At 60.2% G+C, this 19,588-nt stretch carries 15 protein-coding genes and 2 pseudogenes; 11 read left to right on the top strand and 6 right to left on the bottom strand.

The genetic code is table 11. The features are described from left to right. The first annotated feature begins 7 nt into the window (after positions 1-7). The 4 genes from kdpB (at position 8) to F3J41_RS17565 (ending at position 6,012) form a co-directional block, all read left to right on the top strand. Positions 8-2,056, top strand: a complete 2,049-nt coding sequence (gene kdpB, locus F3J41_RS17580; RefSeq protein WP_166711912.1) for a potassium-transporting ATPase subunit KdpB — start codon at positions 8-10, stop codon at positions 2,054-2,056. Between the two features lie 11 nt (positions 2,057-2,067). Then, positions 2,068-2,640 carry a potassium-transporting ATPase subunit KdpC gene (gene kdpC / locus F3J41_RS17575; RefSeq protein WP_021507876.1) on the top strand — a complete coding sequence of 191 codons (573 nt, stop codon included), beginning with the start codon at positions 2,068-2,070 and terminating at the stop codon, positions 2,638-2,640. A gap of 141 nt (positions 2,641-2,781) precedes the next feature. Next, positions 2,782-5,457 (top strand): two-component system sensor histidine kinase KdpD, encoded by a 2,676-nt coding sequence (gene kdpD / locus F3J41_RS17570; RefSeq protein WP_059012530.1) that lies wholly within the window; start codon positions 2,782-2,784, stop codon positions 5,455-5,457. Between the two features lie 54 nt (positions 5,458-5,511). Continuing rightward, entirely contained in the window at positions 5,512-6,012 is a 501-nt protein-coding gene (locus tag F3J41_RS17565; protein WP_021507874.1) for a TIGR00645 family protein, read from the top strand. 162 nt (positions 6,013-6,174) lie between these two features. Here F3J41_RS17565 and F3J41_RS17560 read toward each other — a convergent pair whose 3' ends face one another. Next, complete coding sequence (locus F3J41_RS17560; RefSeq protein ID WP_104094185.1) at positions 6,175-7,104, bottom strand: LysR family transcriptional regulator; 930 nt, start codon at positions 7,102-7,104, stop codon at positions 6,175-6,177. A gap of 93 nt (positions 7,105-7,197) precedes the next feature. Between F3J41_RS17560 and F3J41_RS17555 the strand changes: the two genes are divergently transcribed. From F3J41_RS17555 to F3J41_RS17540, 4 genes are all read left to right on the top strand, one after another. Beyond that, positions 7,198-8,406, top strand: a complete 1,209-nt coding sequence (locus F3J41_RS17555) for an MFS transporter (protein WP_031279767.1) — start codon at positions 7,198-7,200, stop codon at positions 8,404-8,406. A 53-nt stretch (positions 8,407-8,459) separates the two neighbouring features. After that, positions 8,460-9,809, top strand: a complete 1,350-nt coding sequence (locus F3J41_RS17550; RefSeq protein ID WP_125310610.1) for a sodium:proton antiporter — start codon at positions 8,460-8,462, stop codon at positions 9,807-9,809. A gap of 26 nt (positions 9,810-9,835) precedes the next feature. Further along, a complete protein-coding gene (locus tag F3J41_RS17545) occupies positions 9,836-10,183 on the top strand; it encodes a hypothetical protein (protein WP_021507870.1) in 348 nt (115 codons plus the stop codon). A gap of 161 nt (positions 10,184-10,344) precedes the next feature. Continuing rightward, complete coding sequence (locus tag F3J41_RS17540) at positions 10,345-11,241, top strand: alpha/beta hydrolase (RefSeq protein ID WP_136548029.1); 897 nt, start codon at positions 10,345-10,347, stop codon at positions 11,239-11,241. A gap of 281 nt (positions 11,242-11,522) precedes the next feature. Here the strand turns inward: F3J41_RS17540 and F3J41_RS17535 are convergent, their stop codons facing one another. Continuing rightward, the gene (locus tag F3J41_RS17535; protein WP_166711910.1) at positions 11,523-12,440 is read right to left on the bottom strand and encodes a bestrophin family protein; all 918 of its coding nucleotides are present in this window, start codon (positions 12,438-12,440) and stop codon (positions 11,523-11,525) included. A gap of 253 nt (positions 12,441-12,693) precedes the next feature. Between F3J41_RS17535 and F3J41_RS17530 the strand changes: the two genes are divergently transcribed. Then, complete coding sequence (locus tag F3J41_RS17530) at positions 12,694-13,335, top strand: hydrolase (RefSeq protein WP_021508093.1); 642 nt, start codon at positions 12,694-12,696, stop codon at positions 13,333-13,335. A gap of 1 nt (position 13,336) precedes the next feature. On the opposite strand, the gene F3J41_RS17525 is transcribed toward F3J41_RS17530, so the two are convergent. Further along, entirely contained in the window at positions 13,337-14,239 is a 903-nt protein-coding gene (locus F3J41_RS17525) for a LysR substrate-binding domain-containing protein (RefSeq protein WP_166711908.1), read from the bottom strand. A 95-nt stretch (positions 14,240-14,334) separates the two neighbouring features. On the opposite strand from F3J41_RS17525, the gene F3J41_RS17520 reads away from it, so the two are divergent. Next, the gene (locus tag F3J41_RS17520; RefSeq protein WP_166711907.1) at positions 14,335-15,156 is read left to right on the top strand and encodes an SDR family oxidoreductase; all 822 of its coding nucleotides are present in this window, start codon (positions 14,335-14,337) and stop codon (positions 15,154-15,156) included. Between the two features lie 95 nt (positions 15,157-15,251). Here F3J41_RS17520 and F3J41_RS17515 read toward each other — a convergent pair whose 3' ends face one another. From F3J41_RS17515 to gorA, 3 genes and pseudogenes are all read right to left on the bottom strand, one after another. Beyond that, a complete protein-coding gene (locus F3J41_RS17515; protein WP_166711905.1) occupies positions 15,252-16,055 on the bottom strand; it encodes a hypothetical protein in 804 nt (267 codons plus the stop codon). Positions 16,056-16,125: 70 nt separating this feature from the next. Beyond that, positions 16,126-17,059 (bottom strand): annotated as a pseudogene (locus F3J41_RS17510) (nucleoside recognition domain-containing protein). A gap of 141 nt (positions 17,060-17,200) precedes the next feature. Then, positions 17,201-18,553: a glutathione-disulfide reductase gene (gene gorA / locus F3J41_RS17505; RefSeq protein ID WP_166711903.1), complete on the bottom strand. Its 1,353-nt coding sequence runs from the start codon at positions 18,551-18,553 to the stop codon at positions 17,201-17,203. A 130-nt stretch (positions 18,554-18,683) separates the two neighbouring features. Here gorA and rnz point away from each other — a divergent pair. Further along, positions 18,684-19,588 (top strand): annotated as a pseudogene (gene rnz, locus F3J41_RS17500) (ribonuclease Z).

The raw sequence follows: 19,588 nt of genomic DNA, 5'->3' as shown, positions 1-19,588 counted from the left end.
CGGAATCATGAGTCGTCAACAACTGGCGCTGTTTGATGCGGCGCTGACGCGCACCGCGATGCTGGATGCGGTGAAAAAACTCGATCCGCGCGTACAGTTTCGCAACCCGGTGATGTTTCTGGTGTGGATCGGCAGCGTGCTCACCTCGCTGCTGGCCATCGGTATGGCGGCGGGGCAGCTGAACGGCAGCGCCGGCTTTACCGCGGCGGTCGCCATCTGGCTGTGGTTTACCGTGCTGTTCGCTAACTTCGCCGAAGCGCTGGCGGAAGGGCGCAGCAAGGCGCAGGCCAACAGCCTGAAAGGGGTGAACAAGCACAGCGATGCGAAGAAACTGGCGGAACCGTTTCACGGTGCGCAATGGCGGCCGGTGGCGGCCGATACGCTGCGCAAAGGCGATGTGGTGCTGGTGGAAGCCGGTGACATCATTCCGTGCGACGGTGAAGTGCTGGAGGGCGGCGCATCGGTGGATGAGAGCGCCATTACCGGCGAATCGGCACCGGTGATTCGTGAATCCGGCGGGGATTTTGCCTCGGTAACCGGCGGGACGCGCATCCTGTCGGACTGGCTGGTGATTCAGTGCAGCGTCAATCCGGGCGAAACCTTTCTCGACCGCATGATCGCCATGGTGGAAGGCGCCAAACGCCGCAAAACGCCCAACGAAATCTCCCTGACCATCCTGCTGGTGTCGCTGACCATTGTGTTCCTGCTGGCGACCGCTACGCTGTGGCCGTTTTCCGCCTGGGGCGGCACGCCGGTTAGCGTGACGGTGCTGGTGGCGCTGCTGGTGTGCCTGATTCCCACCACCATCGGCGGACTGCTGTCGGCGATTGGCGTGGCGGGCATGAGCCGCATGCTGGGAGCCAACGTGATTGCCACCAGCGGGCGCGCCGTGGAGGCCGCCGGTGACGTGGATGTGCTGATGCTGGACAAAACCGGCACCATCACGCTCGGCAACCGCCAGGCGACGCAGTTCCTGCCCGCGCCGGGCGTCAGCGAGCAGCAGCTGGCCGATGCGGCGCAGCTGGCATCGCTGGCCGATGAGACGCCGGAAGGGCGCAGCATTGTGGTGCTGGCGAAGCAGAAATTTAACCTGCGCGAACGCGATCTCAGCAGCATGGGCGCCAGCTTTATCCCGTTCTCCGCGCAGACGCGCATGAGCGGCGTCAACGTACAGGATCGCCTGATCCGTAAAGGCGCGGTCGACGCGGTACGCCGTCATATCGAAGCCAGTCACGGCAGCTTCCCGGCTGAGGTTAACGCCCGGGTGGAAGAGGTGGCGCGCGCCGGCGGTACGCCGCTGGTGGTGGCTGAAGGCGCGCAGGTGCTGGGCGTGGTGGCGTTAAAGGACATCGTTAAAGGCGGCATCAAGGAGCGTTTCGCCGAGCTGCGCAAGATGGGCATCAAAACGGTGATGATCACCGGTGATAACCCGTTAACCGCCGCGGCGATTGCGGCGGAAGCCGGTGTCGATGACTTCCTGTCGGAAGCGACGCCGGAAGCCAAGCTGGCGCTGATTCGTCAGTATCAGGCGGAAGGGCGCCTGGTGGCGATGACCGGCGATGGCACCAACGACGCGCCCGCGCTGGCGCAGGCTGACGTGGCGGTGGCGATGAACTCCGGCACCCAGGCGGCGAAAGAGGCGGGCAACATGGTCGATCTTGACTCCAACCCGACCAAACTGCTGGAAGTGGTGCACATCGGCAAACAGATGCTGATGACGCGCGGTTCGCTGACCACCTTCAGTATCGCCAACGATGTGGCGAAATACTTCGCCATCATCCCGGCGGCGTTCGCCATGACCTATCCGCAGCTCAATATGCTGAACGTGATGGCGCTGCATTCACCGGCCTCCGCGATTCTGTCGGCGGTGATTTTCAACGCGCTGGTGATTGTGTTTTTAATTCCGCTGGCGCTGAAAGGCGTGAGCTATCGGCCGATGAGCGCGGCGGCGCTGCTGCGCCGCAATCTGTGGATTTATGGCGTAGGCGGTTTAGTGGTGCCGTTTATTGGTATTAAAGCGATCGACCTGCTGCTGACGCTGTCGGGCCTGGTGTAAGGAGAAGAGAAATGAGTCAGTTACGTCCGGCTATAGTATTGTTAGTGCTGCTTACCCTGCTGACCGGCGCGGTCTATCCGCTGCTGACCACCGGACTGGCGCAGTGGTGGTTTCCGTCGCAGGCCAACGGTTCGCTGATTGAGCGCGACGGCGCGGTGCGCGGCTCAGAGCAGATCGGACAGGCGTTCAGCCAGCCGGGCCACTTCTGGGGCCGTCCATCCGCCACCAGCGACGTGCCGTACAACGCGCAGGCGTCAGGCGGCAGCAACCTTGCCGCCAGTAATCCGGCGCTGGATAAAGCGGTGGCGGAGCGGGTCGCTGCGCTGCGCGCTGCCAATCCGCAGGCGCCGGCAGCGGTGCCGGTGGAGCTGGTAACCGCTTCAGGCAGCGGCCTGGATCCGGACATCTCCCCTGAAGCCGCGCTGTGGCAGGCACCGCGCGTCGCGGCAGCGCGCAACATGACGCTGAAAGACGTCGAGGCGCTGATTGCGCGCAACACCGAGCGTCCGCTGCTGCCGTTTATCGGCGAAGAAACGGTGAACGTGCTGCGGCTGAATATGGCGCTGGATGATTTGCAGGGATGAGGTGAATTCGGTGCGCATGAATGCGCACCCTACAAACGTAGGGTCGCCATTCATGGCGACCGTTTCGATGCCCGCACCACAGCGTAAAGCCATTTATGGCGACCGTTTCATTGTTCGTACGGAACTCAATATTTGAACGACATACACGACGAATTACCGCGCCCCGATCCCGATGCCCTGCTGCTCAATCACAGCGACAGCCATCGCGGTAAACTGAAAATCTACTTCGGTGCCTGTGCGGGCGTAGGGAAAACCTACGCCATGCTGCAGGAGGCGCAGCGCCTGCGTGCGCAGGGACTGGACGTGCTGGCTGGCGTGGTCGAAACCCACGGCCGTGAAGAGACCGCCGCGCTGCTGCAGGGGCTGGCGGTGCTGGCGCGGCGTGCCACCGGTCGGTCGCGCCATGCGGAATTCGACCTCGACGCCGCGCTGGCGCGCCATCCGGCGGTGATCCTGATGGATGAACTGGCGCACACCAACGTACAGGGCTCGCGCCATCCCAAGCGCTGGCAGGACATTGAAGAGCTGCTGGATGCCGGTATCGACGTGATTACCACCGTCAACGTGCAGCATCTGGAGAGCCTGAATGACGTGGTGGGCGGCGTCACCGGCATTCAGGTGCGCGAAACCGTACCCGATCCCTTTTTCGACAGCGCCGACGAAGTGGTGCTGGTGGATCTGCCGCCGGACGATCTGCGTCAGCGGCTGAAAGAGGGCAAAGTGTACGTCGGCGACCGCGCCGAGCGCGCCATCGAAAATTTCTTCCGCAAAGGCAACCTGTTCGCGCTGCGTGAACTGGCGCTGCGCCGCACGGCCGACCGGGTAGACGATCAGATGCGCGCCTGGCGCGATCAGCAGGGGCGCGACAAAGTGTGGCACACGCGCGACGCGATTCTGCTGTGCATCGGTGACGACACCGGCAGTGAAAAGCTGGTACGCACCGCCGCCCGTCTTGCTGCCCGGCTCGGCAGCGAATGGCATGCGGTGTATGTGGAAACGCCGCGCCTCAACCGACTGCCGGAAGCGCAGAGGCGCGCCATTCTGCGCACGCTGCAGCTGGCGCAGGAGCTGGGCGCGGAAACCGCCACGCTGTCCGATCCGGACGAGGCACGCGCGGTGCTGCGCTATGCGCGCGAGCACAATCTCGGCAAAATTGTTACCGGCCGGCAGCCGCAACGGCGCTGGCGACGCGACAGCTTTGCCCAGCGTCTCGGCGAGCTGGGACCGGAGCTCGACCTGCTGGTGGTGGCGCTGGATGAGCCGGTGCGCGATGTGCCAGCGGCCCTGAGCGGCCAGCGTGCCAGCGGCGAGAAATGGCGGCTGCACCTGCGCGGGTGTCTGATGGCGATCGCGCTGTGCGTGCTGGTGACGCTGATTGGCCGCTGGTGGCTGGTGGAGTTTGATACCGCCAACGCGGTGATGATCTATCTGCTGGCGGTGGTGCTGGTGGCGCTGCGCTTTGGCCGCTGGCCGTCGGTGTTCGCCACGGTAATCAATATTCTGGCCTTCGACCTGGTGTTTGTGGCCCCCACCGGCACGGTGGCGGTATCGGATCTGCAATATCTGGTGACCTTTGCGGTGATGCTGGCGGTCGGGGTGATTGTCGGCAATCTCACCGCCGGCGTGCGCTATCAGGCGCGGGTGGCGCGCTACCGTGAACAGCGCGCGCGTCATCTGTATGAGATGGCGAAATCGCTCGGCAGCGCGCTGACGCCGCAGGATATCGCCGCCACCAGCCAGCGCGTTATTGAGGTGACGCTGCAGGCGCGCAGCCAGCTGCTGCTGCCCGACGAACAGGGTGAGCTGCAGTCGGCGGGTGAAAGCACCATCGGGACGCCGCCCGACCTCGGCATCGCCAAATGGAGCTACAGCAAAGGGCAACCGGCCGGTGCCGGCACCGATACGTTACCGGCGGTGCCGTACCAGATTCTGCCGCTGAAAAGCGGGGCGCACTGCCGCGGCCTGCTGGTGGTTGAGCCGGACAACCTGCGCCAGCTGATGATTCCCGAACAGCAGCGGCTGGTGGAGACCTTTACGGTGCTGATTGCCAACGCGCTGGAACGCATGGCGCTGTCGCATAGCGAAGCCGCGTCACGGCTGGCCGCCGAGCGCGAGCAGCTGCGTAATGCGCTGCTGTCGGCGCTGTCCCACGATCTGCGCACGCCGCTGACGGTGCTGTTTGGCCAGGCCGAGATGCTGATGCTGGACCTCGCCAGCGAGCAGTCGAAATACGTTGGCCAGGCCAATCAGATCCGCGAACAGACGCTGAGCACCATCCGGCTGGTGAGTAACATGCTGGATATGGCGCGTATTCAGTCCGGCGGGCTCAACCTGCGCGAAGAGTGGGTGGCGCTGGACGAGGTGATTGGCGGCGCGCTAAGCAGCATGGGACCGTCGCTGAAAGGGCACGACTTCACGCTGGATTTACCGCCGGAGCTGGTGCTGATAAAAGGCGACAGCGCGATGCTGGAGCGGGTATTTACTAACCTGATCGAAAACAGCCTGAAGTATGCCGGCAATGCCGCGCAGCACGGCATTCGTGCCTGGCGCGATAAAGCGCGGCTGGAGATCGCAGTCTGGGATAACGGACCGGGCATTGCGCCGGAGAATCTGACGCGCATTTTTGACAAGTTTGCCCGCGGCGACAAGGAGTCGGCCGTGCCGGGCGTCGGGCTGGGGCTGGCCATCAGCAAAACCATTATTGAGTCGCATCGCGGACGCATCTGGGCGGAAAACCGGCCGCAGGGCGGGGCGGTGTTTCGCCTGTCGCTGCCGCTGCCGGCCGCGCCTGAAATTTCTGAAGAAGCACTGAAATAACTTCACATAAGTTCGGTTATACTCGATGGCTTGTCTGTTGATAAATGGGAACTTATGGAACGTTTTACCGAAAACCTGATGTATGCATCGCGCTGGCTGCTGGCACCGGTTTACATTGGACTTTCGCTGGGGCTGCTGGCGCTGACGGTTAAATTTTTTCAGGAAATTTTTCACCTGCTGCCCAACATTCTCAGCATCGCGGAAAACGATCTGATTCTGCTGCTGCTGTCGCTGGTGGACATGACGCTGGTTGGTGGCCTGCTGGTCATGGTGATGCTGTCCGGCTATGAGAACTTTGTCTCCAAGCTGGATATCGATGAAAGCAAAGAGAAGCTGAGCTGGCTCGGCAAGATGGATTCCGGCTCGCTGAAAAACAAAGTGGCAGCTTCGATTGTGGCGATCTCATCGATTCACCTGCTGCGTATTTTTATGGATGCGCGTAACGTCGCTAACGAAAAGCTGATGTGGTACGTGATCATCCACCTGACCTTCGTGCTGTCGGCCTTTGTGATGGGCTGGCTGGATAATATGTCGAAGGTTGAAAAGAAATCGTGACCTTCACGCACGAGCTGACCGATTGCACCAGGTGCGCATCAATGCGCACCCTGTAAAAACCCTGCAGTGCCCCGTAGGGTCGCCATTCATGGCGACCTGACCAGTCGTACCAGGTGCGCATGAATGCGCACCCTACAAAAACCCGAATGGCGACCTGGCCCCTTACCGCACCGGCTGCGTGCCGGTCAGCTGCGGCATCACGTCCCTGATCATCGCGAAAAAATGCTGCAGGCGGGCCGGATAATAACTGGCCCACGGGTAGGTCAGCCACACCGGCAGCGGCGGCGCCTGCCAGTCGGGCACCAGCTGCACCAGCGCGCCGCTGGCTAAATCCTCCTGCACCACCCATGACGACACAATCGCGGCGCCCATGCCCGCCAGCGCGGCTTTGCGCACCGCATACAGGCTATCGCTGGCGAGGCGCGGGGCAATCGCCAGGTTGATCGGCTGGCCGTCGCTGAGACGCTGTAGCGCAATTTCGTTACGATAAAAACTGGTCAGCGCCAGCCACGGCAGCTGTGTCAGCTGGGTAACCTCTTTCACCGGCGCATGAGCCGCCAGCAGCGCCGGTGCCGCAACGACAAAGCGCGGCACTTCCGCCAGCAGCACCGCCACCACCGACGGATCGGTGGGCGCGCCGACCTGAATGGCGCAGTCAACGTTTTCACTGACAAAGTCCGGCGTGCGGTCGTTGAGCATCCACTCCACTGACAGGCGCGGATAGCGCTGCAGATAATCCATCAGCGGTGCAATCAACTGATCCTGACCAAACGCATGCGGCGCACGCACGCGCAGCGTGCCGATCGGGTCGTCATTCGCGCCGGTTAACTCATCTTCCAGCGCGTGCCAGGTCGCCACCAGCTGCCGTGCCTGGGCATAGCAGCGTTCCCCGTCGTCGGTGAGTTTCAGCGCATGGGTGGTGCGTAAAATTAGTTTCAGGCCGAGCCGCTGTTCCAGCGCCTGCAGACGGCGACTCACGGTGGGTTGGGTGGTGCCGAGCTGCGCCGCGGCCGCCGACAGCGAGCCGCTTTCAACAATGCGGATAAACGTCTGCATCAGTTCGATGCGGTCAACGCTGGTGAGTGTGCTCATACGTACCATGCATAACAGTTCTGTGTCATAGCAGTCTACCGCGTATGGCCGCAACGCGCTTTAATAAGCGCATTATCACGGGGGAAAACCACTATGTCTGCCATGTCTCAATCTTCTGCCATGCCTGCTGAAAAGCTGCCGGCGCCGCTGGTGTTTACGCTGGCGGCCGGTGCCGGTCTCAGCGTGGCATCGATTTACTACAGCCAGCCGATGCTGGATATCATCAGTAAGCAGTTCAATGTCGGCATCGGCAGCGTTGGTATGGTGCCGATGCTGACCCAGGCCGGTTACGCGCTGGGGATTCTGCTGCTGGCCCCACTCGGTGACCGCCACGATCGCCGCACCATCATTCTGGTTAAAGGCTTGCTGCTGGTCGCCGCGCTGCTGCTGTGCGGCTTTTCCGGCGGCATCAATGCGTTGCTGATCGCCAGCTTTGTTACCGGATTAACCGCTACCGTGGCGCAGGACATTGTGCCGGCGTCGGCGGCGCTGGCTCCGGAGCGCAGCCGCGGCAAAACCGTCGGCACAGTGATGACCGGGTTGCTGGTCGGCATTCTGCTGTCGCGCGTGGTGAGCGGCGTGGTGGCGGAGTATCTGGGCTGGCGCACCATGTACATGATGGCGGCGGCGGCGGTGCTGCTGAGCAGTCTGGCGCTGTGGCGCGCGCTGCCACGCTTTACGCCGGGCACCACGGTGAGCTATCCGCGTCTGCTGCTGTCGCTGGCGCATCTGTGGCAGCATCACCAGACGCTGCGCCGCGCGGCGCTGGCGCAGGGCCTGCTGTCGGTAAGTTTCAGCGCCTTCTGGTCTACCCTGGCGCTGATGCTGAGCGATCGCTTCCATCTCGACAGCGCCGTGGCTGGGGCCTTCGGTCTGGCCGGTGCCGCCGGTGCGCTGGCCGCGCCGCTGGCGGGCAGTTTTGCCGACCGCATCGGCCCGGCGCGTGTCACCCAGTATGGCGCCACGCTGGTGATGGTGTCGTTTGCCCTAATGTTCCTGCTGCCGGTGCTGCCGGTGCCGGCGCAGCTCGGCCTGATTATCCTCAGCACCATCGGCTTTGACCTTGGCGTGCAGGCCACGCTGGTGGCGCATCAGACGCTGGTCTACAGCCTGGCGCCGGAAGCGCGCAGCCGCCTCAATGCGCTGATGTTCACCGTGGTGTTTATCGGTATGGCGACCGGCGCGGCGCTCGGCAGCCTGGCGCTGGCCCATTTCGGCTGGAATGGCGTGGTCAGCCTTGCGACGGCTGCCGCTGTGCTTGCGCTGCTGATTCGTCTCGCCAGTCGCCATCTGCAAAACTAATTCACGATCCTGTGCCAGGCTTAAAGGAGAATGTTATTTAAAAACGGAGCGTTATGAACTTCCTGGCCTGGACCGCCCTCACTGGCGGTCTGCTACTTTTGATGTCACTGGCTTCCGGCTGGATTCACCGGGGGCCGGTGACGTCTTTTGGTCTCTACCTGTTCGCGGGCATTCTGTGCGGCCCGTGGATGCTTAATCTGCTGCAAATCGACATTATCGGCCACGCCGAGCTCGCCGCCCATATCACCGAAATCACCATGGCCGCCTCGCTGTTTATCACCGGACTGAAGCTGCGTCTGCCGATGAGCGCGCACGCGTGGCGTGTCGGGCTGCGGCTGGCATTCCCGGCGATGTTGCTGACCGTCGGCGGCATGGCCTGTCTGATTCACTGGATTACCGGCTTTGGCTGGCCGCTGTCGCTGGCGTTTGGTGCCATTGTTGCCCCGACTGACCCGGTACTCGCCAGTCTGATCTCCGTTAACGATGCGCGCGATGACGATGCGCTGCGCGTGGCGCTCTCCAGCGAGGCCGGCATGAACGACGGTTCAGCGCTGCCGCTGCTGATGCTGGCGCTGCTGCTGATGCATCCGGGCGCCTTCAGTCTGGAGCTGCTGGGCGGCTGGGCAGCGCGCGATGTGCTGTGGGCGATTGGCGGCGGGCTGGCGATTGGTTACCTGCTCGGCCGGCTGATCGGCCAGCTGGCGACCCATCTGCGCAGCGCGCATCACGACGTGGCGCCCAATGATTTTCTCGCGCTGGCACTGATCGCCCTGAGCTACGCGGCGGCGCAGTCGGTGGATGCGTCTGGCTTCCTTGCCACTTTTGCAGCAGGCGTCGGCTTACGTCGCGCCGAGCTGCGCGTGACTAAACGCTTTCCGCTGGAAGACCTGCCGGAAGAGAAGCGCTACCTGCCGGCAGAGGTGCTGGTCAATCCTAACCAGCGTCTGAAGCAGCAGGGCGGCAGCCCGGTAAAATCGGTCGGCCTGGTGGTCGGCGATGCGCTGTCGTTTGGTGATACTATCGAACGCCTGTTGGCGGCAGCGATGATGGTGGTGCTGGGCATCACGCTGGCGCATCACTGGAATCTCACCGGCATCGGCCTGGCGCTGCTGCTGTTTGTGGTGGTGCGGCCGCTGGCGGTATGGCTGACCACCTGGCGCTGCGAAATGCCGTTTATGCGGCGGATGCTGATTGGCTGGCTGGGGATTCGCGGCATCGGCAGTATCAATTATATTGCTTATGCCTGGGTGCATGGCCTGCAGGGCCCGCAGGCGGAACAGATGATGGACATGGCGCTGACGCTGGTGGTGTGCAGCATTGTGCTGCACGGCATCACGGTGACGCCGCTACTGAACTGGCGTGCTGCCCGGCAGGCGGCACGCACGCAGCAAGATGAAACGTGATTTTCTGGAAATAACGGGAGCTTATTATGAAAGCATTGCTTATCGCCCTGGTAGGGCTGTCGCTGTCTGCCAGCGCGCTGGCGGATGATACGGATGCCGACGCGCAGGAGAACATTTACGCCAGCCAGCTGTGCCACATTGTTAGCGGGGAGCAGAAAACCGGTGACATGCAGAGCTACACCGAGAAAATGAAGTCACAGCTGGCGGCCAGCCAGTCACCGTCGGCCATGAACAAGCCTTCCTTCAACGAGGAAACCGCGCAGGAAGTGGTCAACGGCTGGCTGGAGCTGGGCGAAGAAGAGCGGGCGAAGCTGCGTCACGATCAGCAGCAGTGTGAGCAGACGGTGATGACTCAATTCCAGCAGCAGGATTAATTTTCCCTTCTCTTCGTGAATACGCGCCTTTTCTGGCGCGTTTTTTTATGGCTTTTTTGTACGAAATGCGTACATTATCGCCAGATTGAAACAGGACCTGCATCACATAATGAGACGCCGCCTCCGGGCTGGCGCATTTTCCATACCGGCTACTGGGCAAGATGATTACACGGCGTCGTTTTCTGTTGGCTAGCGGAGCAACCGTACTCTCCATGACGGCGGGCAAACTGTTTGCCCGGGATGACATTATTCCGCTCTGGCCGGACGACCCACCGGGTGGCGGCGGTCCGTCTGGCCTGCTGAAAGTCAGCGCTAACGGTTCATGGACCAATATCGTTTCTCCCGCCATTCAGCGCTTTCGTCCGGAGAATCCCAACGGCGAAGCGGTGATCGTTGCGGCTGGTGGCGGCTACCGTTTTATCGGCATGGGGCGCGAAGCCTGGCCGGTCGCGCGCTGGCTTAATGCCAACGGGTATACCGCCTATGTACTGAGCTATCGTCTGCCGGGTGAAAAGTGGCAGGCCGGCAGAATGGCGCCGCTGCAGGATGCGCAGCGCGCGATTCGCATGGTGCACGCGATGGAAAACAAGGTGCATCTGCTGGGCTTTTCGGCCGGCGGCCATCTGCTCGGCATGGCGGCAGCGCGGCCTGACTTCGTCACCTATTCACCGCAGGATTCGCTGGATGACATCCGGCCAACCGCAGACAGCGTCGGGCTGATTTACCCGGTTATCACCCTTGAAGCGCCGTATCAGCACACCCGTACTCACCAGATGATCGTGGGCAATGACGCCACGCCGACCCAGGAAGCCAACTGGTCAGTGCAAAATTACGTCACCCGCGCCTACCCGCCAACCTTTCTGGCGCAGGCGGAGGACGATCATACCTCCAACCCTCATAACACCGAGCTGATGCGCGACGCCTGCCGCCGTATGCGCGTGCCGGTTGAGCTAATCGAACTGAGCAGCGGCGGCCACGGCTTTGGCCTCGGTAAAGCCGGCACCCCCGCCGCGCTGTGGGACCAGGCGTATGTCCGCTGGCTGGATAAGCTGGGATAAGGTGTGATGGGCTGCGGTCGCCATGAATGGCGACCCTACAGCAGCGTGACGCGCTGTTTTATAGGGTGCGCATTCATGCGCACCTGGATATTCGCCAGGTCACCGTTTTTTGGGTCGCCATGAATGGCGCCCCTGCAGCAGTATGATGCGCTATTTTGTAGGGGGCGCATTCATGCGCACCTGGATGCTCGCCAGGTCACCGTTTTTTGGTCGCCATGAATGGCGCCCTTGCAGCAGCATGATGCGCTGTTTTGTAGGGTGCGCATTCATGCGCACCTGGTTCACGTCAGATTAAAATACCGGTCCGGCTGGCTCGCTGCCGGCAGCGGGAAATCGTTGTTCATCGCTTTCAGATTGCGTTCGATATTCACGCACAGCGCGTCCAGCGGCAGGTGATTGGGCGCGGTGCCGAACGGATCTTCCAGCTCCTCCGCCAGCGACTCCAGCGACAAAAAGGTGTACGAAATAAACACCGACACCAGCGGCGTCATCAGGTGCAAATCCGTCACCAGCGCGAACGGCAGCAGGGTGCAGAACAGATACACCGTGCGGTGCAGAATCAGGCTGTAGGCGAAGGGAATCGGTGTGCTGGCCAGCCGGTCGCAGCCACCCAGATACGCCGACAAATGGTTAAGGTTGTCATCAATACTCTGCCAGACGATATCCGTCACTAATCCCTCATCACGCCGCTGCGCCAGCCATTCGCCCATGCATAACATGATTTGTGAGGTCGGCATCGGATGGCCGAGCACCGCGGCGTGCCATGCGGGCGGCAGCAGCCGCTGCAGATCGGCTTGCGCATCGGTTTTACGCAGCCGGTGTTTCAGGCTCCAGCTAAACGCCAGCTGCAGCCCGATAAACTCCTGCACCTGTTCCGCACGCAGTCCGCGCAGCGTTTTCACCTGGCGCAGCAGCGAGCGCTGAGTGATGTGCATATTGCCCCACAGCGTGCGCGCCTCGATAAAGCGCGCGTAGCTGGCGTTATTGCGAAAGCCAAGAAAGATGGCGATCGACACGCCAATCAGGCTGAACGGTGCGGTGGTCAGGTGAATGCCGAGCGTGGAATACCAGGGATAACCCAGAATGGCGATCACTGACATCAGCAGGTTAAGCGACAGGCGGAACGCAATGCGAGACAGCACTGAGCCGTGCCAGTCAAACAACCGGAGAAACCAGTGTTGATGAGGACGTACGATCATTTTGCGATGGTGTTTTTTATGATTTTGTCGCCACAGATTACGCCCGTCGCAGGCGCAGAATCAACGCCGGTGAGCCGCTGTTTTACCAGCAAAAACGCTGCGCTTTGGCTAATTAATCTATTTAAATCAAGCTTCTAAAAACGCTTTGAACAAGTTGTAAAATTCTTTGCGTTATCTCTTTGTCCGCGCTTTCTCTAAAGTTTATTCCAGCAGCACAACACACAAATTTAAAACCACTTTAGAGGAAACTATCATGTCTAAACTCGACCTGCTTGACCCACAGAACTCAACCCTGATCTTCATCGACCACCAGCCACAGATGGCGTTTGGTGTCGCCAATATTGACCGCCAGCAGCTCAAAAATAACACCGTCGCCCTGGCGAAAGCGGGGAAAATTTTCGACGTGCCGGTGATTTACACCTCGGTAGAAACGGAAAGCTTCAGCGGCTACATCTGGCCAGAACTGCTGGCGGTGCATCCGGAATCGAAGCCGATTGAGCGTACCTCCATGAACTCCTGGGAAGACGCGAAATTTGTCGAGGCGGTAGAGAAAACCGGCCGCAAAAAACTGATCATCTCGGCGCTGTGGACCGAAGTGTGCCTGACCTTCCCGGCCCTGATGGCGCTGAAAGCCGGTTACGAAGTGTATGTGGTGACCGATACCTCCGGCGGCACCAGTGTTGATGCGCACGAACGTTCCGTGCAGCGCATGGTGCAGGCGGGTGCGGTGCCGGTGACCTGGCAGCAGGTGCTGCTGGAGTACCAGCGCGACTGGTCACGCAAAGAGACCTACGATGCGGTGATGGATCTGGTGCGTGAGCACAGCGGTGCCTACGGCATGGGCGTCGACTACGCCTACACCATGGTGCACAAAGCGCCGCAGCGTCAGGGCTGATTCAGCGGTGATGCGGCAGGCGGGTTTTTAATGCGTCGATAAACAGTCGCAGCGCCATCGACTGATGCCGGTTCGGCGGGAACCACAGCGCGATTCCCGCCGACTGAATGCGCCAGTCGGCCAGCAGCTCCACTAATTTCCCCTGCTGCAGTGCCTCGCTAACGTACAGTGAAGGCACGAACGCAATCCCTGAACCGTTGATGGCCGCGCGCGCCATCAGCGCGTTATTGTCTAACGTCAGCGTACCCGGCACGTCAATCTCCAGACTTTCTTCCGCACTCTGATACTCCCAGCGATAGCGTTTGCCCCCGGGCAGGCGATGACGAATACACTGCTGCTGCAGTAAATCCTGCGGCTGACGCACCGGCGCGTGCGCCGCCAGATAGTCGGGCGAGGCCACGGTAACGAAGGTTAGCGGGCCGCCGAGCGCAATAGCCACCATATCCTGCGGCACATCTTCAATCAGCCGGATGCCGGCATCAAACCCGGCGGCGGTGATATCCACCAGCGCGCCCTGGGCGGAGAAATCAAGCTGAATACCGGGATAGCGCGCGCTGAACCCGGGCACTACCTGATCCAGCAGCAGGCCAATCACCACATCGCTGGCGCTGATGCGCAGCGTACCGTACTGCTGCTGGCGGCTCAGGCTGACGTCGTGCAGCACCTCATCCATCTGATTGAGCAGCGGCGCGAGACGCTGTAATAGCTGCTCACCGGCGTCGGTCAGCGACACGCTGCGTGTGGTGCGCTGAAACAGCTGCACGCCGAGGTTGTGCTCCAGCGTTTTCACCAGGTGGCTGAGCGAAGATCGCTTCAGGCCAAGCAGCTCGGCAGCGCGCCGGAAGCTGCGCTGCTCGCCCAGCGTTTTGATCGCCTGCAGTTCGTGCCATGAAGGGCGTTTCATTGGTGGTATTTCCTCACCAGGTCATGTGCGATTGGGGAGATTATGACCACCAGTAAAGCGATCTATCATCAGGTTTTCAACATGAGGAGCGCAAAATGAAAACCTGGTTAATTACCGGTGCCAGCAGCGGACTGGGCCGACTGATGAGTGAACGTTTACTTGAGCGCGGCGATCGCGTGGTGGCAACGGTGCGCCGCGAGCAGGCGCTGGAAGATTTGCAGCAGCAATATGGCGATCGGCTGCTGGTGATGCGGCTGGATCTGGCCGAAACGGCCAGTATCGCACCGGCCATCGCCAGCGCCTTTGCCCGCGTCGGGCGTATTGATGTGGTGGTAAGCAACGCCGCTTACGGTCTGTTTGGCGCGGCGGAAGAGCTCAGCGACGCGCAGATTGCACGCCAGATCGCCACCAATCTCACCGGATCGATCCAGCTGATTCGCGCCGTCATCCCGCATTTGCGCCAGCAGGGCGGGGGCCGCATTGCGCAGATCTCTTCCGAGGGCGGCCAGGTGGCGTATCCCAATTTCAGCTTGTATCACGCCAGCAAATGGGGCATTGAAGGTTTTGTCGAAGCGGTGCGCCAGGAAGTGGCCAGCTTTGGCATCGAGCTGCTGCTGGTAGAGCCGGGCCCGACCGTCACCAACTTCGCCAGCGGGCTGGATATCGCCGCGCCGCTCGACGCCTATCGTGACAACGCATCCGGTCAGTTGCGTCGGGCGATTGAAGCGGGTGACTTTGCTATATTGGGTGATGCCGGAAAATGCGTGGCGGCCACGCTGGCGACGCTGGATCAGGAAACGATGCCGCTGCGGCTGGCGCTGGGCAGCACGGCCTATCAGCACATCGAAGCCGCGCTGGAAGCCCGGCTGGCAGAACTGCGAACGCAGAAAGCACTGGCGTTTGGCGCGGATGCGTAACTTTGCCGTGTCACCTGGTTGCGCAGACCGTTATTAATGGCGGTCTGCGGCTGGTTAACACGGACTGGCTGACATCGTTGGCCCTTTTATTTACCTTAACCATAAAAACGATTTTTATTTTCGTTTTTAACGATATGCTTCAACAGATATTGGCATTTATCAACAACATTGTGGGCATCTTTGAATCCCTGTTCAATTACGGCAATATTTAATGCATGGTCGTCATGGTTAAACTGCATTGGTTCGGTATCGCACATGTTCCAGTCACGCGTTGTCGCTTCTGTCCAGTGATGAACGCTTTCTCCGGACCAGGCAATATTCTCTTTAAGCATTCTCACTGGGTTCCCGCCCCAGCAGCTATTGGAGTGTATCGTTTTCCCCGCCACCAGACTCATGGCACCAATTACGCTGCCGGAGTGGATCGATGAACCTTTTAAAACCATCGCGTTTTGTCCGATCCACACGTGATCGCCGATATAAATGCTACGGGAATGATTGATGCGCTGATTATCCGCAATGTTATATATCAGATGAGGATCGGCGGTTCGCATCCAGATACCAAAGGAGAGACAACAATGATTGCCAATGATGATATTTTTTTCTTCTGAGAGAATCAGCGTTAACTTTTCATTGAAGTAATTATGTCTGCCAATGAAGCAGACTGAATTTGAGAATGCAATTATTTTGACGATATAGGGTATCGCACTTTGGCTCAAATAAATGATTGAATTATCCGCCCGAAAATCCACTACGGAATCCTGCAGGACTACGCCCTCCTCACATATCAGAATATTGTTCTTACCATGAAAATTAATCTGGCTATTGATGAGTGTCGGCTCTTTACCGAGAAATTTGTTACCTTCAATAAGCCTGAGCTGCTCTGGATGTAATATTGTCATTTTTCGCTACGTGAGTCGGGATGGCCGCTTTCAAAGCGGCCTGAATCACGTCAATATTAAGCGTTGGGCGTCAGAACAGCAGGCTGTGCGCCGTGGCGCGCAGCGCAATGCCGAGCAAAATGCCGGGCACGGCGAAGCGGAACAGGCGCGGAAAACGGCTGGAGAGACCGAGGAAAATGCCGATGCCGGGCAGGTCGAAGGTCTGAATCAGCAGGCCTGCCGAGGCGTTGATGTTGTGCGCACTGTACTGCCCCTGTTCGACCAGACCGGCAACCACGCCGTAATAGGCGGTGCCGCCAGCCAGGCATTTGGTCAGGGCAGGCAGCACATACACCTCGGCGATATGCAGTTTCTGTAACAGCGGTGCCAGCAGCTGCGTCAGCAGCTCAATGGCGCCGGCACTCTTCAGGATGCCCACTACCGACAAGGAAAGGATCAGCATCGGCAGCGAACCGAGCGCGAGGCGAATGGCGTCGGCACCCGAGGTGTTGATGATGGCGATCAGTCCCGGCTTCGTGTCGCTGTTCTCCACGCCCTGGTCTTCATCGCGCAGCGCGACGTCGGAAAGTTTGCGGGCAAAAAAAATGATAGGTTGAGGCGGCCGCCAGCACGCCGCCGCTGATGGAGAACAGCAGCGCGGCGCTCCAGTTGAGCCCGTCAGGAATCAGCGGATAAAAGGCGTTGGCCTGGCCCATCGCAAACAGCATCGCCAGCGTGGCCGCCATATGGCGGTCTGAAGTGCCGCGCTTCTCCATGATCGCCAGCGCGGCGAGCGGTGCGGCAAAACTGACAAAATTCAACTGGATGAGTGCGAACAGCGCCAGGCCGGTAATCCCCAGCGGCTTCAGTAACGGCGTGGCGTGGCGCACGACAAAATCCAGCACGCCTTTCACTTCGAGGTATTTCATGATGAATAGCATCACCACCATGATGGGAATCAGAGTGTAAAGCGCGACGTCGACCGCAGCTTTGCCCGACTCCATAATTATGCTGATGATATTCACGTGCTGACGTCGTCCCGTTACCGCAAAACGCTGGCCGCCGCGCCAGCAAAGCAAAAATCATAGCGGGTATGCGCGCTGTTGAGTAGTCAGCAAACAAAAAAGCCCCCAGGCGGGGGCTGCGATGATGGCGCGGAGGCGGTGTTAGCGCATGGTGACGAACTCTTCCGCCGCCGTCGGGTGAATCGCCACGGTGTTGTCGAAGTCTTTTTTGGTGGCGCCCATCTTCAGCGCCACCGCAAAGCCCTGCAGCATCTCATCCATGCCGTTGCCGATACCGTGAATACCCACAATCTTCTCTTCCGGCCCCACGCATACCAGCTTCATGCGGCACGGCTGACGGTGCTGGGTCACCGCGGTATACATGGCGGTGAACGACGATTTGTACACTTTTACCTGGTCGTCGCCATACTGCTCACGCGCCTGCGGTTCGGTCAGACCGACGGTGCCAATCGGCGGATGGCTGAACACCACGGTGGGAACGTTGCTGTAGTCGAGATGCTCGTCCGGCTTGTTATTAAACAGGCGTTCGGACAGGCGACGGCCTGCCGCCACGGCCACCGGCGTCAGCTCGACCGCACCGGTGTTATCACCCACCGCATAGATGCCTTTGACGTTAGTGTTCTGGAACTTGTCGACCTGAATGTAGCCTTTGTCATTCAGCGCCACACCGGTCACCGTCAGGTTGAGGTTATCGGTGGCGGGCTCGCGGCCAATTGCCCATACCAGGCAATCCACCGTCTGCTGCTGGCCGTTTTCCAGCTGCAGCGTCAGGCTGCCGTCAGCATTCCTGATCACCGCTTTCGGGATCGATTCGGTGTGCAGCGTCGGACCTTCCGCCTGCATCACTTCTACCAGCGTCTCAACAATCAGCGGGTCGAAGCTGCGCAGCGGCGCATGCTGACGCACAAACAGGTGAGTTTCTGCGCCCAGCGCATTCACCACGCCGGCCAGCTCTACCGCAATATAGCCTGCGCCTACCACCGCAACGCGTTTTGGCAGCGCCTCCAGCTCAAAGAAGCCGTCGGAATCGATGCCGTACTCTGCGCCCGGCACCTTTGGATGGCTGGGACGCCCGCCGGTGGCGATCAGGATATGGTCGGCAGTAATGGTCTCGCCGTTCACTTCCACCGTGTGGGCATCGACAAAGCGCGCGAACCCTTTGATCACTTCCACCTGGTTTTTACCCAGCACGTTGTCGTATGAGGTGTGGATACGGTCGATGTAGGCGCTGCGATTTTTCACCAGCGTTGACCAGTCAAAGCGATTAACGGTGGTATCAAAGCCGTAATCCGGACCGTACAGGTGAATTGCTTCGGCGATTTGTGCCGCATGCCACATCACTTTCTTCGGTACACAGCCGACGTTGACGCAGGTGCCGCCCAGCTCTTTCGCTTCGATCAGCGCGCACTTCTGGCCATACATCGCCGCACGGTTAATGGAGGCGATACCGCCGCTGCCGCCGCCAATGGCGAGGTAATCAAAATGTCTGGTCATCCGTTGTGTCCATCTGTTGGAGGAAAACTGGCATAGAGTGTAACGCCGCTTCAGTTACCGGCGCAAAGTTTGCACCTATGTATGTAATAGGGTTGAATGCCGGCAAGGGGTTGGCTCAAAGGAACTTATCATGCACCTGACATTTCTTGGTACCGGCGCGGGCGCGCCCAGCCTGCAGCGCAACGTCACCGCCATTGCGCTGACGCTGTCGAAGCGCGGCGAGACCTGGCTGTTCGACTGTGGTGAAGCGACGCAGCATCAGTTTATGCGATCGGCGCTTAAGCCCGGCAAGCTGGAAAAAATCTTTATTACCCATTTGCATGGCGATCACATCTTTGGCCTGCCGGGTCTGCTCACCAGCCGTTCGATGGCGGGCCTGACCGAGCCGATGACGCTGTACGGTCCGAAAGGATTGCGCCAGTTTGTCGACACTGCGCTCAGCCTGAGTGGCTCTTATACCGGCTATCCGCTGGAGATTGTCGAGATCGAAGCCGGTCCGGTGCTGGATAACGGTGAGTTTCGCGTCACTGCTTATGCGCTAAACCACGTGGTCGAGTGCTATGGCTACCGCATCGAACAGCATGATAAGCCGGGCTTCCTTGACGCACCGCGCCTGAAGGCGTGCCGCGCGGCCCGTGGTATCAGGATCTGAAACAGGGCAAACGCATCACGCTGGAAGATGGCCGCGAGATCAACGGCGCCGACTATCTTGGCCCGGCCACCAAAGGCAAAGTGCTGGCGATCTTCGGCGATACCGGCCCCACCGAGGTGGCGTTGCAGCTGGCGGCGAACGCCGATGTGATGGTGCATGAAACCACGCTGGAAGCGGCGATGGCGGAAAAAGCCAACGGGCGCGGCCACTCCACTACGGTGCAGGCGGCCAGCGTGGCACAGCGCGCTGGCGCAAAACGCATGATCGCGACGCACTTTAGCTCGCGCTATTTGTCACAGGATCGGGAAAGGCTGCTGGCTGAGTGCCAGTCGGTGTTTCCGGCCACCGAACTGGCGCATGATTTTGCGATATTTGAGGTTTAG

Source organism: Pantoea sp. Ap-870, from assembly GCF_011752515.1.
GTDB lineage: Bacteria > Pseudomonadota > Gammaproteobacteria > Enterobacterales > Enterobacteriaceae > Pantoea > Pantoea dispersa.
The sequence above is the reverse complement of the archived record's forward strand: the minus strand, read 5'-3'. Positions and strand labels throughout refer to the sequence as shown.

Bases quoted from the DNA above. Each gene is read 5' to 3' on its own strand.
- kdpB (WP_166711912.1), top strand. From the start codon at position 8: ATGAGTCGTCAACAACTGGCGCTGTTTGATGCGGCGCTGACGCGCACC.
- kdpC (WP_021507876.1), top strand. From the start codon at position 2,068: ATGAGTCAGTTACGTCCGGCTATAGTATTGTTAGTGCTGCTTACCCTG.
- F3J41_RS17565 (WP_021507874.1), top strand. From the start codon at position 5,512: ATGGAACGTTTTACCGAAAACCTGATGTATGCATCGCGCTGGCTGCTG.
- F3J41_RS17560 (WP_104094185.1), bottom strand. From the start codon at position 7,104: ATGAGCACACTCACCAGCGTTGACCGCATCGAACTGATGCAGACGTTT.
- F3J41_RS17555 (WP_031279767.1), top strand. From the start codon at position 7,198: ATGTCTGCCATGTCTCAATCTTCTGCCATGCCTGCTGAAAAGCTGCCG.
- F3J41_RS17550 (WP_125310610.1), top strand. From the start codon at position 8,460: ATGAACTTCCTGGCCTGGACCGCCCTCACTGGCGGTCTGCTACTTTTG.
- F3J41_RS17545 (WP_021507870.1), top strand. From the start codon at position 9,836: ATGAAAGCATTGCTTATCGCCCTGGTAGGGCTGTCGCTGTCTGCCAGC.
- F3J41_RS17540 (WP_136548029.1), top strand. From the start codon at position 10,345: ATGATTACACGGCGTCGTTTTCTGTTGGCTAGCGGAGCAACCGTACTC.
- F3J41_RS17535 (WP_166711910.1), bottom strand. From the start codon at position 12,440: ATGATCGTACGTCCTCATCAACACTGGTTTCTCCGGTTGTTTGACTGG.
- F3J41_RS17530 (WP_021508093.1), top strand. From the start codon at position 12,694: ATGTCTAAACTCGACCTGCTTGACCCACAGAACTCAACCCTGATCTTC.
- F3J41_RS17525 (WP_166711908.1), bottom strand. From the start codon at position 14,239: ATGAAACGCCCTTCATGGCACGAACTGCAGGCGATCAAAACGCTGGGC.
- F3J41_RS17520 (WP_166711907.1), top strand. From the start codon at position 14,335: ATGAAAACCTGGTTAATTACCGGTGCCAGCAGCGGACTGGGCCGACTG.
- F3J41_RS17515 (WP_166711905.1), bottom strand. From the start codon at position 16,055: ATGACAATATTACATCCAGAGCAGCTCAGGCTTATTGAAGGTAACAAA.
- gorA (WP_166711903.1), bottom strand. From the start codon at position 18,553: ATGACCAGACATTTTGATTACCTCGCCATTGGCGGCGGCAGCGGCGGT.